15 protein-coding genes and 1 tRNA gene are annotated in these 15,596 nt (G+C 59.1%); 9 read left to right on the top strand and 7 right to left on the bottom strand.

What is annotated here, in order from left to right; translation table 11 throughout:
- Nucleotides 1-5 precede the first annotated feature (5 nt).
- From C483_RS14905 to C483_RS14895, 3 genes are all read right to left on the bottom strand, one after another.
- Complete coding sequence (locus C483_RS14905; RefSeq protein ID WP_006654193.1) at nucleotides 6-1,718, bottom strand: ABC transporter permease; 1,713 nt, start codon at nucleotides 1,716-1,718, stop codon at nucleotides 6-8.
- A complete protein-coding gene (locus tag C483_RS14900; protein WP_006654192.1) occupies nucleotides 1,719-2,780 on the bottom strand; it encodes an ABC transporter permease in 1,062 nt (353 codons plus the stop codon). It abuts the gene before it with no gap.
- Between the two features lie 169 nt (nucleotides 2,781-2,949).
- Nucleotides 2,950-4,728, bottom strand: coding sequence for an ABC transporter substrate-binding protein (locus C483_RS14895; protein ID WP_049912768.1), 1,779 nt, complete (start codon nucleotides 4,726-4,728; stop codon nucleotides 2,950-2,952).
- Nucleotides 4,729-5,240: 512 nt separating this feature from the next.
- On the opposite strand from C483_RS14895, the gene C483_RS14890 reads away from it, so the two are divergent.
- From C483_RS14890 to C483_RS14870, 5 genes are all read left to right on the top strand, one after another.
- Nucleotides 5,241-7,061 (top strand): ABC transporter substrate-binding protein, encoded by a 1,821-nt coding sequence (locus C483_RS14890; protein ID WP_006654190.1) that lies wholly within the window; start codon nucleotides 5,241-5,243, stop codon nucleotides 7,059-7,061.
- A 144-nt stretch (nucleotides 7,062-7,205) separates the two neighbouring features.
- Nucleotides 7,206-8,174 (top strand): ABC transporter permease subunit, encoded by a 969-nt coding sequence (locus C483_RS14885; protein ID WP_083860443.1) that lies wholly within the window; start codon nucleotides 7,206-7,208, stop codon nucleotides 8,172-8,174.
- Entirely contained in the window at nucleotides 8,174-9,373 is a 1,200-nt protein-coding gene (locus C483_RS14880) for an ABC transporter permease (RefSeq protein ID WP_006654188.1), read from the top strand. Before C483_RS14885 ends, C483_RS14880 begins: the two co-directional genes overlap by 1 nt.
- Nucleotides 9,370-10,698, top strand: coding sequence for an ABC transporter ATP-binding protein (locus tag C483_RS14875; protein WP_083860442.1), 1,329 nt, complete (start codon nucleotides 9,370-9,372; stop codon nucleotides 10,696-10,698). The genes C483_RS14880 and C483_RS14875 overlap by 4 nt, the downstream gene beginning before the upstream one ends.
- Nucleotides 10,682-12,049, top strand: a complete 1,368-nt coding sequence (locus tag C483_RS14870; RefSeq protein ID WP_006654186.1) for an ABC transporter ATP-binding protein — start codon at nucleotides 10,682-10,684, stop codon at nucleotides 12,047-12,049. The genes C483_RS14875 and C483_RS14870 overlap by 17 nt, the downstream gene beginning before the upstream one ends.
- Before the next feature lie 235 nt (nucleotides 12,050-12,284).
- On the opposite strand, the gene C483_RS14865 is transcribed toward C483_RS14870, so the two are convergent.
- The 4 genes from C483_RS14865 to C483_RS14850 form a co-directional block, all read right to left on the bottom strand.
- Entirely contained in the window at nucleotides 12,285-12,701 is a 417-nt protein-coding gene (locus C483_RS14865; protein WP_006654185.1) for a DUF7555 family protein, read from the bottom strand.
- A 277-nt stretch (nucleotides 12,702-12,978) separates the two neighbouring features.
- Nucleotides 12,979-13,053, bottom strand: a tRNA-Met gene (locus C483_RS14860).
- Between the two features lie 60 nt (nucleotides 13,054-13,113).
- Nucleotides 13,114-13,566, bottom strand: a complete 453-nt coding sequence (locus tag C483_RS14855) for a GtrA family protein (protein WP_006654184.1) — start codon at nucleotides 13,564-13,566, stop codon at nucleotides 13,114-13,116.
- Between the two features lie 227 nt (nucleotides 13,567-13,793).
- On the bottom strand, nucleotides 13,794-14,060 hold the full coding sequence (locus tag C483_RS14850) for an HAH_0734 family protein (protein ID WP_006654183.1): 267 nt from the start codon (nucleotides 14,058-14,060) through the stop codon (nucleotides 13,794-13,796).
- Between C483_RS14850 and C483_RS20075 the strand changes: the two genes are divergently transcribed.
- From C483_RS20075 to C483_RS14835, 4 genes are all read left to right on the top strand, one after another.
- Nucleotides 14,047-14,229 (top strand): hypothetical protein, encoded by a 183-nt coding sequence (locus C483_RS20075; RefSeq protein ID WP_152419891.1) that lies wholly within the window; start codon nucleotides 14,047-14,049, stop codon nucleotides 14,227-14,229. The two genes, C483_RS14850 and C483_RS20075, sit on opposite strands and share 14 nt — an antisense overlap.
- Before the next feature lie 83 nt (nucleotides 14,230-14,312).
- Nucleotides 14,313-14,594 (top strand): 50S ribosomal protein L44e, encoded by a 282-nt coding sequence (locus C483_RS14845; protein ID WP_006169133.1) that lies wholly within the window; start codon nucleotides 14,313-14,315, stop codon nucleotides 14,592-14,594.
- A gap of 5 nt (nucleotides 14,595-14,599) precedes the next feature.
- Nucleotides 14,600-14,773, top strand: coding sequence for a 30S ribosomal protein S27e (locus tag C483_RS14840; RefSeq protein WP_006654182.1), 174 nt, complete (start codon nucleotides 14,600-14,602; stop codon nucleotides 14,771-14,773).
- Nucleotides 14,770-15,570 carry a translation initiation factor IF-2 subunit alpha gene (locus tag C483_RS14835; protein WP_006654181.1) on the top strand — a complete coding sequence of 267 codons (801 nt, stop codon included), beginning with the start codon at nucleotides 14,770-14,772 and terminating at the stop codon, nucleotides 15,568-15,570. Before C483_RS14840 ends, C483_RS14835 begins: the two co-directional genes overlap by 4 nt.
- The last annotated feature ends 26 nt before the right edge of the window (nucleotides 15,571-15,596 follow it).

The following is a 15,596-nucleotide window of genomic DNA, read 5'->3' as shown; positions in this document are numbered from 1 at the left end:
AGCCATTATCCACCACCTCCGGCAGCGCCGGCGGCGCCGTCGCTGGCCTCGCTCTGTGGGTCAATCGCGTCGCGAATGCCGTCACCGAGAGCGTTGAATCCAGTGACGAGCAACACGACGAGGATCCCTGGCAGAGTCGCGATGTGCCACGAAGACGTCGGGATGAGGGACTGCCCCTCGTAGACGGCACGGCCCCACTCGGGCGTCGGTGCCTGCACACCGAAGCCGAGGAACGAGAGTGCAGCGACGCCGATGATGACCCCACCGAGCGACAGCGAGGCGTAGATGAGCATGTAGCCGGCGATGTACGGCGCCATGTGCTTTCGCATGGTTGCTGCCGGACTCTGGCCGTAGCTCTTTGCGGCATCGATCCACTCCTGTTCGGAGACCTGAAGCGCCGGACCACGGACCGACCGCCACAGGAGTGGCCAGCCGGTCCCGGCGAAGATTAACGCCAGGAGTAAGCCCCCGTCGTAGATCTCCGCAACCGGGTGATTGGCCTGCATGAACAGCACGGAGAGCAACAGGACCAATAAGAATCGTGGTAAGGAGATGATCGAGTCACTGGCCACGATCGTCACCAGGTCGGTAACGCCCTTGTAGTACGCCGTGATGAGCGCGAGTGCCGTCGCGATGACTGCCATCAGGACGGTTGCGAGCAGTCCGATGACGAGCGAGACCTGCGCTCCATACGCCAAGAAGGTAAAGAGATCCTTCCCGTCCGTATTTGTCCCGAACGGATGGAACCGGTCGTAGTCGTCGTAGCTCATGATCCCGACGTTGATATCACCGCCCTGCGAGCGGCTGTCAAAGTTTGCATCACCGTGGGAAATCGTTTCGACTCCATCGTCGCCGTAGTACTCGAACTCGTGTTCGTACGGCTGGTACAGGTTGGCCTCAGCTGTCGCGGGACTCACTGCCGGTGCCCACAGCGCCATCACGAGGAACATGATAACGACGATGAGACCAAACATTCCCCAGTAGTGGTTCCGGAAGCGATTGATACTGTCGTCGCGAGGCGTCCAGTCTGCCTCACGGTAGTGTGCACGGAACGTTTCGTAGCCGCGCCAGAGCCAGGCGAGCCAGACCAGTGCGTACGCGTAGACGACCGCTACACGAAGCGCCCACGCAACGGCAGGTGAGAGACCGAGGAAGGTCCCTTCCCAGCTGCCGTCGGGAAGCTGGTAGCCTTCGTTCGAGATGAGTTCGCGACTCGTAATCGTCGGGAGCGAACTCACCCATTCGACGCCGCGAGTGAACGCACTGACTGCCATCTCGAGGACGCCACCGACTGGTGTCAGCACGACGAGGGCAGCAGCGACGACGAGGAGTCCGGTGACGATGACGCGTTCGATGATGTCTTTGACACCGGTGCTTGCCTCGATGCCGAGGCGGTCGACCAGTGTCCAGGGGATCAACAACCACTTGACGAGAATGGCTGCGATACCCAGCAACACGAGCGCTGCGAGGCCGAACGCAACGAGGCCCGCGATCTCACCGAGTGAACTGGCAACTGATTCTTCGACCAATCCCGGAAGCGACGCGATACCGCCGAGTGCAAACCGGGTGGTTTCGCCGACTTGGACGATGCCGGATGCGAGTCGTCCCAACTCAAGGGCGACCAGCACGAGGGCACCAGCCAACCAGGCAAGCGCCGGTTGTGGATTGTCGGCAATTCGTTCTCGAAGCGTCTTGTCGTCGAATTCGTTCATGCTCATCTATTCGTACCCCACGCGTGGATCCAGAACGGTGTAGAGGAAGTCCTGGAGGATGTTTATCGAGACGATCAGGACGATGAAAATGAACATCAGCGATCCGACTAGCGGAAGGTCACCCTGGACGGCTGCCTGGAAGAACAGGTAGCCGAGACCGTTGATGCCGAAGATGACTTCAACGATGACCGAGCCGCCGATCAGGATGAACGCCTCGTTCGTGATGATCGGGACGAGCGGAACCAGCGCGTTCCGGAAGACGTGCTTCCAGACGATGACGCGGTCACGAAGCCCCTTGGCCTTCGCCGTCTCGACGTAGTTCGAGTTGATCGTTTCGAGAACGGCCGTTCGACCGATTCGCATCTCGTTCCCCATCGCGGCCGAGCCAAGCACGATCGCGGCGGGCATGACCTGCTTGATCGATTCGATGAGAGTACTGAACGAGAAGTATACCCCCACTGGGATACTAATAATTCCAATCGTGGTCCAGTCAGTGAACGCGATGAAGTCGAGCGGTGGCTGACCGATGAGGTTGTTGCTAACACCAAGTGACTGCCAGCTCAGCCCGAAGAAGAACCGTTCGGACTGGCGAAGGACGGCGAGGATGATGATGGCGAGCCAGAAGTTTGGCATTGCGCGCCAGACGATCCCGCCGAACGATGCGAGGTAGTCACTCTTCGTGTTCGGGTTCAGTCCGGCGTAGAAGCCGAGCGGGATCCCGATACAGATAGCGATCAGAACCGACCAGAACCCGAGCCAGAGCGTTCGTGGCGCGTAGGTCATCAGCAGGCTCTCGACGCTTCGACCTGGCTGAATAACCCACGACTGGCCGAGGTTGAACGTCAGCATATCAACCATGAAGGTGATATACTGTTGCCAGAGGGGTTCGTTCAATCCGAGCCGTTCTTCGATACGTCCGCGACTTGCGCCTCCCCCTTCAGGACCAACAATGGCGGCGACAGGGTCGATGGGGCCCATTCGTACGATGACGAACGTAATCGTGAGCCCGAAGAGAACGACGGGGACCGACAGGAGCAACCGGCGGAAGAAGTACCGCCAGCGGCTCACGAATGATCACCCGTCTGCAACGTCTGCATCATATCTCGTACTATAGGTTGTTCGAGCATTCCTGGATTATAAACCTCCCTATTATCGTTGAACGCACGTACAGTTGGATGGGAGAGGGAGAACTCCCGGACCGCGGCTGTACAGTTACGGCTCTGCTGCTAGACGGCCGTTATTCGTCCAGCGTGACGTTGTTGTACCGCTGCAGGTAGTCGCCCATCGTTCCGAACGGCTCGATGTCGACGTGCTGGTAGTTGAACTGCTCGGCGATTTCGTGGTACAGCGGAAGCATGACCGCGTCGTCCCAGATGGCCTGCTCCATGTCGATGTACGCCTCGTTGCGAGCTTCCTGTCCTTCCTCGGGCTCTGGATTCGCTTCGACAGTTTCCCAGGCTTCCTGGGCCATTGCCGACGCGTCGGAGTCCTCTTCGTGCCAGTCGAGGTAGTAGCCACTCGCATCGCCGGGCATTAGGGACGTGTTGGTGTTCTCCGGTTCGAAGCCGAACATCCCGTAGTCTGCTGCTGGCCAGCTCCACGTCCAGCCGAGCGAGTAGAACTCGAGGTTGCCGTTCTCTCCCTGTTCCTGCAGCGTCGCGAACGGCGTCTCCTCGAGCTGGAGGTCGACACCGAGTCCGGCGAGGTTGTCACGGAGGTAACGACCGGCTTCCTGGAAGACCTCACTCTCGTAGGTGGTCAGGGTGAGCTCGTACGGATCGTCGTCGTCGTAGCCAGCTTGCTCGATGAGGTCGCGTGCGGCATCACGGTCGTTTTCGAACAGCTCGTACGGGTAGTCCTCGATGAATTCGTCGCGACGCTCCGGACCGCCCGGGAACGCACCTGGCGGCGTGAACGTCACTGCTTCTTCGCCACGTCCCTGGAAAATATCCTGGACGAGGTCCTCTCGGTTGAGAACGTATGCAACGGCCTGTCGAATCTCGACTGGGACGGACGGTGCGTTGAACGCGAAGTAGTAGGTCGACAGCTGTGGAACGCCGACGTAGTCGAGCATGTCACCGTTTTCGACGGGACCGTATTCACCGATTTCACGCCCTTCGTCGTCCGTTTCCGCGTCGATCAGCGACTGATCGTAGTCCGCGGTTGGAATACTGAAGACGTCGGCACTGCGGTTCATCGCGTAGGTGAAGTGTGCAGTGTCGTCTTCGAGGATCTGCCAGTGGACGCCGTCGATGTTCGCCACGCTGCCGTGGTAATCGTCGAATGTGGAGACTTCGGCTTCTGCGTCTGGGTCCCAGCTGTCGAACTCGAACGGACCAGTACCGACTGCGACTTCGCTCGCGAACTCGCCGTGTTCGTACTCGCCGTCGTAGCCCTCGATGTCGCCGACGATTCCTTCTGGAATCGCGGAGAAGGAGTCGTACGACAGCAGGTCGAGTGCGTTCGGGTTCGCCGACCGGAGCGTGATTTCGAACGTTCGGTCGTCGACCGCTTCGGCTCCAATCGATTCCGGAACGACTGCACCATCGTCGTCCGTCTCGTGCTCGATTGCGAGGAAGATGTCGCCGAGGATAAAGTTCGCTCGCTCACTGTTCTCGGACTCGGCGAGTCGACGGAACGCGTACACGAAGTCGTCTGCGGTCAGCTCAGTACCGTCGTGGTACTCGGCTTCCTTCAGCGTGAACGTGTACGTCAGCAGGTCGTCGGAGATGTCGACTTCCTCAGCGAGGAGATTCTCGACCTCCGCCCCACCGTTCGGGAAGTACGTAAGCCCCTCGTAAATCTGGTTGATGACCTCACCGGAGGCCGTGTCGGTCGACTGAATCGGATCGAGCGACGTCATCGTCGAGTTGATCCGGTTCAGCATACCCTCGTCCCCACCGTCGTCTTCGGAGGGATCCTCGTCGGTAATGCACCCAGCAAACGTTGCCACCGCTGCACCCGCCCCAGCAGTCTTCAGGAAAGTCCGCCGGGACTGATCGATTTCATTCGCCATTTCGAGTGAGACGAGACACTCATGTCCCATAAATTTTTGTTTTGGATCCGGTGTGCTACCATTACTTGTACACAATCTCGTATTGTGTGACAATTGTATACAATACACTCTGGACAGTGGTAACATCTGTTTCTCAGAAAAGAGACGCTGTAGGAAGGGCAGACCACGGATATAGACGGTTTTCGAGTTAGATAACTACCACAATTATCAGTCGTTACAGTTAGACACTGTTTAACCAGTTTCCCGGTACGAGCCGTCCCTGACGCATGCGTTGGTGATACAACGCAGTTGCTGGCCAGCAGGAACTTATAAACAGCTCGATTACGGGACGACCCCAATCACAACACATTGTCTGTTTATTCCAGTGCATCTACTGATATCCGGACAGACACTGGTGTCAATCCCATATTACGGAACAGGCATTGGGCAAACACTGGGTACGGCCTCCCTGACAATATCTTGTTGAACCAGGAACAACAACCTATTTATACTTGTGCTAATACCGTGGTTTCATGGTGGAGAATAACAAGCGATACCGAACTGGTATCAACCGACGCCGTGTCCTTCAGGGACTCACTGCAGCGGGTGTGATTGGGGCTGCTGGCTGTCTGGGGAGCGACGACGAGGAAACAGACGATACCTACACTGTCGCCGACGGGACGGACGCCGAATCGATGAACTTCATTCAGGTGTCCGACAACAACACGAACAACCGGCTCGCGCTGGTGATGGACAGCGCATACACGGTTACCTCCGACGACCAGATTTTCCCACTGTGGATGGACGTTGAAGACACCGGTGATGCGCAGGTGTACGTCGCAACCCTCCGAGACAACCTCCAGTGGGGCGGTGACTACGGTCAAATGACCGCTTCCGACTGGGTCTACATGATCCAGGAAGTTCACCAGGGAGAAGGCAACTGGGCGCTCTCCGAAGCCGCCGGTAACTGGGACGGAACGCACGTCGAAGAAACCGGTGAACTCGAGTTCCAGATCGAACTCGAGAACCCGAACGCCGACTGGCCGTTCGAGCCGGACCTCTGGGGATCGTACTGTATGCCACAGGGGCTGCTCGAACCGTATGTCGACGCACAGGACGGTGAGGGTCTCGATCAGGACGACGAAGTGCAAGAACTGGCCTACGCCGGCAACCTCGGTGCATACACGTTCGAACGCTGGGACCGCGACTCCGAGTTCGTCGCCGTCAGGAACGACGACTACTACATGAACGAACTCGACGCTGACGACTTCCCGGACTACATCAGCGACGAGCAGGTCGAGGCCTGGCAGAACGCGCCAAGCTTTACGGAATTTTCCTATCAGGCGATCGACGAGGACAGCACCCGGATGAGTGCGCTCGGACAGGGCGAGATCGAAGAGACCAATATTCCGTCGACTCGTGTCGAGCAGTTCGAGGGCCGACCGGACGTCGACGTCATGGAAGTTCCGTACTCGTACCTGACTATCATGGCGTACAACCAGCGGATGAACGGCTGGGAAGAACTTCGCACGCGCGAGGTTCGGCAGGCGCTCTCGATGGCGATCGACAAGGTCGAGATTACGGAGAACATCCTCCGTGGCTACGCAGAGGTCGCACACACGTTCCAGCCAGAGTGGTCGGAGTGGTACGATGAATCCGAAGTGACCCAGTTCGGCGAAGGGGATAGCTACGATCCAGACGCCGCACGGGACCTTCTCGAGGAGAACCTGAGTTCGGGCTACGGTTACGACAGCGACGGAACGCTGCTCGACCCAGACGGCGAACAAGTCACGCTGACGATGGTCTACTCGCGCGGGACCGAAACGACGGCAACCACGGCCGAGTTCATGGGCGACGAGTTGAGCGACCTCGGTATCGAGGTTGAGTTCGATTCCGTGACGTTCGACCAGATGATCCCGAACTACGTGCAAAACTCCTGGCAGGGCGACGAGGACGACCAGCCGTGGACTGGTGGCCCGAACAACGACGGCCCACGCGATGGCTCCGCGAGCGAAGAGGATTGGGACCTCATGTACGGGATCAACTTCAACACCTATCCACGAACGCCGGCCGCAACCGACGCGTTCTGGACGGAACAAGCACCGACGAACTACTTCGGCTACGTTCCGGATGCCGACATGGCGTCGCTGTTTAGCACTGTCCGAACCAGTGCAGACCAGAGCGAGCGCCAGGAGACACTCGCAGAAATCTTCGGTATTCTGAGTGAGGATCAGCCGGTTAACTTCGTCGCCATGGGTGACGACATCATCGGGTACCAGGGATACGTCGATGGACCCGAAGAGGAGTTCGGTCAGGCGTGGGACCGCCACACCTGGGCGTTCGACGAAGCATAACCTCGCTGACCGACACTCGATTCGGCGATAGTATCAACCCTACCGTAACCGAGAACGAGAACGAGAACGAGACTGAAACCGAAATTCAACCGTGTTGCTACCTTTCATACTCTTATTGGAATGCAGTGGTGATGGCGCATGAGCATGACAACCTATATTCTGCGTCGAGTTGCCTGGGCAGTCGTCGCGTCACTGATCGTCCTGACGCTGACGTTTATGCTCCTGTACTTTACGCCGGATACACAGCTTGCCGAACTCCAGTTCCAGGCCGCACAGGCCGGTGATGATCCGAGCGAAATTGGGGAGGCATACGAGAGCTACTACGGATACGACCAGCCGATTCACGTTCAGTACGTCGACTTCATGGGGAACATGCTCTCGCTCGACTGGGGATGGTCTGAGACACGCGCACAACCAGTCACAACAGCGATAGCTGATGCAATACCGTATTCGATGATGTACGGGGTTCCCTCCGTTATCATCTCGACAGTTCTGGGCATTGCTATCGGCCTCTACTCCGCGACCAACCAGTACACCCGGAGTGACTACGCGGCGACGTTCTTCGCCTTCTTCGGGCTGAGCATTCCGGACTTCTGGTTCGCGATCATCCTGCTCGTGATCTTCGGGGTGATGCTTGGCTGGGTGCCGATCCTGTTCGACACGAGCGTTGCCGTGTTCTCCTTGGAGAACGCTCAACAGCTCATACTACCAATTATCGTGCTCACACTGAGTTCGATCGCGAGTCTGATGCGCTACTCTCGCGCGGAGGCACTCGAGTACGTCGAGGCTGAGTTCGTCAAAACGGCGAAGGCCAAGGGTGTCGAGGGGCGGCGGATCCTGACGCGTCACATCTTCCGGCCGGCGTCGGTTCCCCTCGCAACGATCCTCGTCGGTGACTTGCTGGGAATTATCCTGGTGTCGTCGTATCTGATCGAAGTCGTCTACGGCATTCCGGGACTGGGGATGCTCAGTTTCCGGGCGATCATCAATCAGGATACACCGCTGGTGATGGGGACAGTCCTGTTACCGGCGTTCCTGACGATTATCGGAAACCTGGCACAGGACGTCGCCTACACAGTGCTCGACCCACGGATCGATTACGGTGATTCCTGATGTCGGTCGATACTGACACACACGGCTCGGCCGGGAGTCGAGAGACGTTCGAAGATGTCGACTGGGAACAAGTCGACGACGCACATCGATCGCTGTCACTCAAGGCGATCATCATTGCAAGCATTTACACCGTCTTTGCCGCCGGTGTCATCTACGATTACGTCATCAAGACGCCGGGAACCGATACTATCGGCACGCTCGGTGTCAACCTGCAGGCACTCGACTGGCTGTACATTCTGACGTTGCTGTCGATCCTGTGTTTCGTCGTCGTGCCGCTGTACGAGAACAAGCGGATGACGAGGTACTACTGGCGGCAGTTCCGCAAGAACAAGGCGGCCGTTATCAGCCTGATATACTTGGGGATTATCTTCGTCATTGGGTCGATTGGACCGCGGTTCCTGGATCGACCGACGGTCAACCCCAGTAACGCCTACCAGCCGCCGGTGTTCATGTCGGTCGAAGAGTGGATGCCGGTCGAGTGTGCCGGAGAGGTCTCGGGTGGCCGCTGTCATGGGACCTGGGCGCACCCACTCGGAACGACCCACGAAGGGAAAGATATCCTGGTCTCGGTCATCTACGGGATGGAGGTCAGTATGCAAGTCGGCCTGATCGCTGCGATGATTACGATCACGATCGCGGCGATCGTCGGCGTGAGTGCCGCCTACTTCGGCGGCTGGATCGACGCCGTGCTCATGCGCTACGTCGACATCCAGATCACGTTCCCGACGTTCTTCCTGTACCTGATGGTCGTCTACCTCTACGGTGGCAGCCTGTTCAGCATGATCGTGATCTTCGGCCTGCTCGGGTGGGGCGGAATTGCCCGTATTGTTCGGAGTGAGGCACTCCAGCGCCGCGAAGAGGAGTACGTCCTCGCCGCGAAGAACGCGGGTGCCAGTAGTTACTGGACGATGCGTCGCCACCTCTTGCCGAACGTCTCGAACAGCGTCATCACTGCGGTGACGCTGTTGATCCCCGGACTCATCCTCTTCGAGGCGAGCCTGGCGTTCCTCGGTCTCGGTGACCCGACGGTCCCATCGTGGGGCGAGGTCATCGCGTCCGGTCGAGACGACCTGCAGTACGCCTGGTGGATCTCGACGATTCCGGGGGTCTTCCTGTTCTTCACGATCCTCGCGTTCAACTTCATCGGCGACGCGCTCCGTGACGCACTCGATCCACGTTCGGAGGGGAGCGGCGAATGACGCCGGCACCGACACCGCCGTCCTCGCCGAGTCCTGACCGCGGCAGTGGGAACGAGAGTGGCCACGAAGACGACAGCGTATCTGGTTCAGGATCGGAACCGGAACCGGAACCAGAACCGGAACCAGAACCAGAATCAACCCACCCTAACTCCACATCTACAACGAGCACCCCCAACGAGTCGACCATGAACACCACTACGAAAGCCCGCACTGACAGCAGACGCGGCGACCCGCTGCTCACCGTCGACAACCTGCGAACGGTGTTCGACACCGACGATGGGCAAGTACAGGCAGTCGATGGCATCGACTTCACCGTCCACCCTGGCGAAACCGTCTGCATCGTCGGCGAAAGCGGCTCCGGCAAGACAGTAACGAGCGAATCGATCACGCAACTGTTCAAAAGTCCGCCCGGCTCGATCGCAGACGGCTCCGTCGTCTTCGACGGCGACGATCTGGCCGCCCGCTCCGAGGAAGAGCTTACCGATATCCGTGGCGCACGCATCAGCCACATCTTCCAGAACCCACAGGGTGCGCTCAATCCCGTCTACACGGTCGGCTGGCAGCTCATCGAGGCGATCCAACTCCACCAGGACGTCGAGAAAGACGACGCCCGCGAGGAGGCCGTCGACCTCCTCAGCCGCGTTGGTATCCCCGAGGCCAGCGCCCGTCTGGATGACTACCCACACGAACTCTCCGGCGGCATGAAACAGCGCGTGATGATCGCGATGGCGCTCGCGTGCCAGCCCGACCTGCTCATCGCCGACGAGCCGACGACGGCACTCGACGTCACCATTCAGGCCCAGATTCTCAGACTCCTGCGCGACCTCCAGGAGGAGTTCGAAATGGGCATCATCTTCATCACCCACGACCTCGGCGTCGTCGCCGAAATCGCAGACCGCGTCGTCGTCATGTACGCCGGCAAAGTGATGGAACGAGGCAGCGTCTACGACGTCTTCGACTCGCCGTCCCATCCCTACACGAAGGCGCTACTCGAGTGCCTGCCGGGCCACGGTTCCCTGGGCGGTATCCCCGGTTCGCTCCCGGACCCGATCGATCCGCCCGAGGGCTGTCGGTTCGCAGACCGGTGTCCGTACGCGATCGAGGAGTGTCGAACCGGCGCACAGCCGGCCTTCGAGTCCGCTGCGGGCGACGGACACGAGGTGTCGTGTGTCCACTACCAGACCGCCGACGATCCGTCGGTACTCGAGCGGGTCGGTGGCGACACTGCGAGCGAGAGTGGGACGCAGCGAACCGGTCGGACCGATGGCGGGACGGATGAGAGTGGGAAACAGGAGCGGACAACCGGAGGTGGTCGACGTGAGTAATCGAGCGGCCGACCGCCGTCGTGGCAGCAGCGAGAGCGACGAACCGTTGCTCTCCGTGCAGAACCTGAAGAAACACTACCCGATCACGGAGGGCATTCTCTCGAAGGAAGTTGGCCGTGTTCGTGCCGTCGACGGGATCGATTTCGATGTCTATCCTGGCGAGACGGTCGGTATCGTCGGCGAAAGTGGCTGTGGGAAATCCACCGCCGCGAGCTCGCTCATCCGACTCGAAGAGCCAACCGAGGGGACCGTTCAGTTCGATGGCGAGGATATCACGGAGTACGACAGCGAGGAGATGAAGGCGTTTAGACGCCGCGTCCAGATGATCTTCCAGGATCCGGAGTCGAGTTTCGACCCCCGGATGAGTATCGGTGATGCAATCGCCGAGCCGCTGACGGTACAGGGGCTGACTGACAAGGGCCGTCGAAACGAGATCGTCGCCGACCTGTTAGAACGAGTTGGGCTCTCCGCGTCGGATGCCGACCGCTACCCACACGAACTGAGCGGTGGGCAGAAACAGCGCGTCGGTCTCGCGCGGGCACTCTCGATGAACCCTGACATGATCATCGCGGACGAGCCGGTCTCGGCGCTCGATGTCTCGATCCAGTCCGAGATTCTGTCACTGATGAACGACCTCCAAGCGAACTTCGGACTCAGTATCCTGATCATCAGCCACAACCTGGCTGTTATTCGTCAGATCTGTGACCGCGTCGCCGTCATGTACCTCGGTGAAATCGTCGAACTCGGACGGACGGACGAGGTCTTCGCGAATCCACAACACCCCTACACGCGGGCGCTGCTGGCCTCGATCCCGACTGCCGATCCGAACGACCGTGGTATGGGTGTCGAACTCACCGGCGACGTGCCGAGCCCGTCGAATCCGCCGTCGGGTTGTCGGTTCCACACGCGGTGTCCCGAAGTGATCCAGCCAGAGGGCTACGAGTTCGACCAGCAAACCTGGCGACGTGTGATGGATTTCCGGCAGAAACTAGACGACGGCGCACTCAACGTCGAGGCGATCCGCGAGATGCTCCTCACCGAAGTCGACGAGTACGAAACGACCGAGGAGGTGACGACCGCCGAGACGAAGGTCCGACTGCGCGACGAGTTCGATATTCCGAAGCCGCTTTCGGACCCGCAGGCCGAAGCCGTTCTCGAGTCGGCTATCGAGAACATCGTGACTGGCAACGAAGACGAGGCTCGCGACTCACTCGCCACTGCGTTCGCGACACCGTGTGAGACCCAGTCGCCCGTACTCGAGCAGACGGCGTCCGGACAGACCGCGTCCTGCCTTCGCATCGAGAACGAACTGCCGCCGACGGATCTCGAGCAGACGGTTCGATCGGACTGACCGAATCGGGCCGAATCCGACGAATCGGCATCACTCCGTCCGGTAGGTTACTTTGATCGTTTGTTTTGTAGACGAGAGCCTGTCCAGGGTAACATTCCAGTTAGAAACCGTCGCTCGCTGTATTCTATTGCGCTCCACTGTCTCTCGAGACGCAGTCCAGACGTCCCCCGTCGCTTCTATACACTCACCACGTAGCTTGCGGTAGTGATTCGGTTCTCCGTGGTGCGTCCGTCTGCTACCAGTACTCCGTCCCAAACGTCACCACGAGCACCAGTCCACCTGCGAGCAAGAACCGAACGCCGCGCGAAAGTCGCTCGGACTCCGTAAGCGGGTTCGAACTGTTCAGTAGTGCTGCCAGACGCTTCTGGTGTGACGTCGGCGTCTCTGCATCGGACTCGAGTTGAGGTCGTGCTTCGTCGTCGTCATCTTCCAGTTCGCGTTTGATTCGTGGGCGGACGCCAGGTCGGGTGAGGATGGTGCCAAACGTCAGGAGGAGGATGCCGATGACGAACATTGCTTCACGGACTGTTGTCCAGTTGCCGCCGCGGACTGCCGAGACGACGAGTCCGATCACGGCTACGACGGCGGTGATGAACAGTGCAGAGACCAGCGCATCGGCGGTGCGGAGGAGCCGACGGGACTCCTGTGTCATGTCGCTATCTGGGAAGGGAGTCTACTTCTAGTGTCTGGTTTGTGTCGTCCGTGCAGAGATGCTGGACGAACCATCAGTGAGTCAGTACAGGATTCGGGGGGATCCGGTTGTGACTCACAAACATGTTATCACTGGAACGTAGGGAGGTAGATTTGAACTACGTCCACTTCGCTCCCTGCGGTCGCTCGTGGCCTACTTCAGATCTACTCGTTGTATTTACAGGGATTCAGACTCACTCCTCACACTGTTCGTCGTTCGTTATTGAATCCCTGAAAAGTAGCGGGAGGTAGATTTGAACTACCGGTCTGCGGGTTATGAGCCCGCCGGAATCTCCTGGCTATCCCATCCCGCTACCATATCGTAACCCGGTGTGCTAGTTAAGGGTTGTGATTCGGACGCCGTGTGCGGGTTTCTACCGCCCGTCTCGGTGTACCTTCCACGTGTATAGGCTCTCACAGGTGTAGTTCACGAAGAAGCCGATCCCAATTCCAACCAGATTCGCGATAACGTAGTTGACGTCGTACCAGTTAACCAACACTGCAAGTACCGTCAGCGTTACCAGAAACCCACCGAATCGGACCGCGTTGGACCGCAGAAATCGCCGACCGAACGCCCACGCACTCATCTTACCGTGGCTGGCGAATGTCCAGTACTCGTTCAAAATGAAGATCACCACAATCGAGAGCTCCCAGGAGATGACCTTCGCAAACACCGGGTTCAGGCTAACCAGTTCGACCAGCGCAATGAGTCCGACGTTGTCGACCGTCGCACCAACGAATCCAACGCTGGCAAACTGACTGAACCGACTCGTCGAGAGCAATGCACGCACACGCGTTCGAATCGCGTCAATAAGTGACTCAGTCATCTGGAATCCGTGCTTACCTTGTAGTCGTGCTGGACGACCGTACTCGAGTACAGCTTCACTGTGGGTACGGGTGCTAACAGTAGCGCCCGGTTTCAGCCGTGTGATTGGATGATTGTGAGATTGTGAAATCGCGAAATCGTGAGTGACAGGATGGCGTCTGAGCCACGTGTTGAGAGTGTGTCTTGGTGGGTAGATCCAAAGAGGTGCGAAAACGATGCCTCGCCGTGTTACACTGCGAGGTCGCCCTGCGGACGGACGACATCGATGGCCTCGGCGTCGACGCGTTCGACGTCGAGGAAGTGCGGGATGTAGTTCTGGTGTTCGAAGTCCTCGTACTCCGAGTCAGCGCCAACGATACACCACAGCTGGACCTCTTCGGGGCCATGCCACTCGCCGTTGCGGTTGATCCCGAAGCAGACGAGTTCCTCACCGTCGTATTCGATGAGTGCCCCCTTTCGGATACCGGGGTCCCCGTGGATGATGAGCCGCTTCATACGCCACAGTTCTCAGGAGAGCGGATTAAACGCTTCGAACACCTGTGGCTGGCAGCCGGTGCTGCCGACGGTGGTGGAGACGATGTTATCGACAGGAGATGGCGGCGAGGGTGACGGCGGCGATGACGATAATGCTGCCGACACAACGATGAAACGCGCGCCCGCGTGAGGGGCGTCCTCGACGTCGAAACTGACGACGAACCAAACGGGTTTTAAACAGCGCTGTCTTAGCCCACGTCAAGTGAGATAACCATGCAGATGCCACGCCGATTCAATACGTACTGCCCGCACTGTAACGAACACCACGAACACGAAGTCGAGAAGTCCCGATCGGGCCGTTCCTCCGGGATGAAGTGGGACGCTCGCCGAACCCGGCGCAACACCGCGTCGATCGGTAACTCCGGTCGCTTCTCGAAGGTACCCGGTGGCGAGAAGCCAACCAAGAAGACCGACCTCAAGTACCGCTGCAACGAGTGTGGCAAGGCCCACCTCCGCGAAGGATGGCGCGCCGGCCGACTCGAGTTCCAGGAGTGATTTCAATGGCAGGAAATTTCTACAGCGTTCGATGCAGTGACTGCGAGAACGAACAGACCGTCTTCGGCAAGGCCTCCACGGAGGTCGCCTGTGCCGTCTGTGGCACGACGCTCGCGCGACCGACCGGTGGCAAAGCCGAGATCGAACACGAGATCGTCGACACCGTCGAGTCACGATGAAGTACAGCGGCTGGCCCGACCCCGGCGATCTCGTCGTCGGCAAGATCGACGAGATTGAAGACTTCGGTGTCTTCGTCGATCTCGAGGAGTACGAGGACAAACGCGGCCTGATTCACATCTCCGAGGTCGCCAGCGGATGGATCAAGAACGTCCGTGACCACGTCCGTGAGGGCCAGATCGTCGTCTGCAAGGTCCTGGATGTCGATGAGGAATCCCAGCAGATCGACCTCTCGCTCAAGGACGTCAACGACCACCAGCGCTCGGAGAAGATCCAGCAGTGGAAAAACGAGCAGAAGGCAGACAACTGGATGGATCTGGCGACCGGCGATGAGATCGGTGACGAGGAGTTCACCGCGATCGCAAACGAACTCATCGGTGCACACGGAAGCCTCTATGAAGGCTTCAAGCAGGCTGCAATCCACGGCAGTGAGGCACTCGAGAGCACCGAACTCACGGACGACGAGATCGACTCGCTCGTCGAAACCGCCCGCGAGAACGTCTCGGTGCCGTACGTCAACGTCACCGGCTACGTCGACCTCGAGAACCCATCGGCAACCGGTGTCGACGGCATCCGCGAGGCACTCGAAGCCGCCGAAGGAAACGGCGAGGTCCCGGAGGAAGTCGACCTCGAAGTGACCTACGTCGGCGCACCCGAGTACCGGATCCGCGTGCAGGCGCCGAACTACAAGACTGCCGAGGCCCAACTCGAGGAGAGTGCCGATCGTGCGGTCACTGCGATCCAGGGTCACGGTGGCGACGGCGAGTACCACCGCGAGCGACGGACTGACGAGGAGTAACGGACCGATACATCCCGTCTTGCAAC

The sequence above is a fragment of the Natrialba hulunbeirensis JCM 10989 genome, from assembly GCF_000337575.1.
In the GTDB taxonomy this organism is placed as follows: Archaea; Halobacteriota; Halobacteria; order Halobacteriales; family Natrialbaceae; genus Natrialba; species Natrialba hulunbeirensis.
This window is presented reverse-complemented; position numbering and strand designations above follow the sequence as displayed.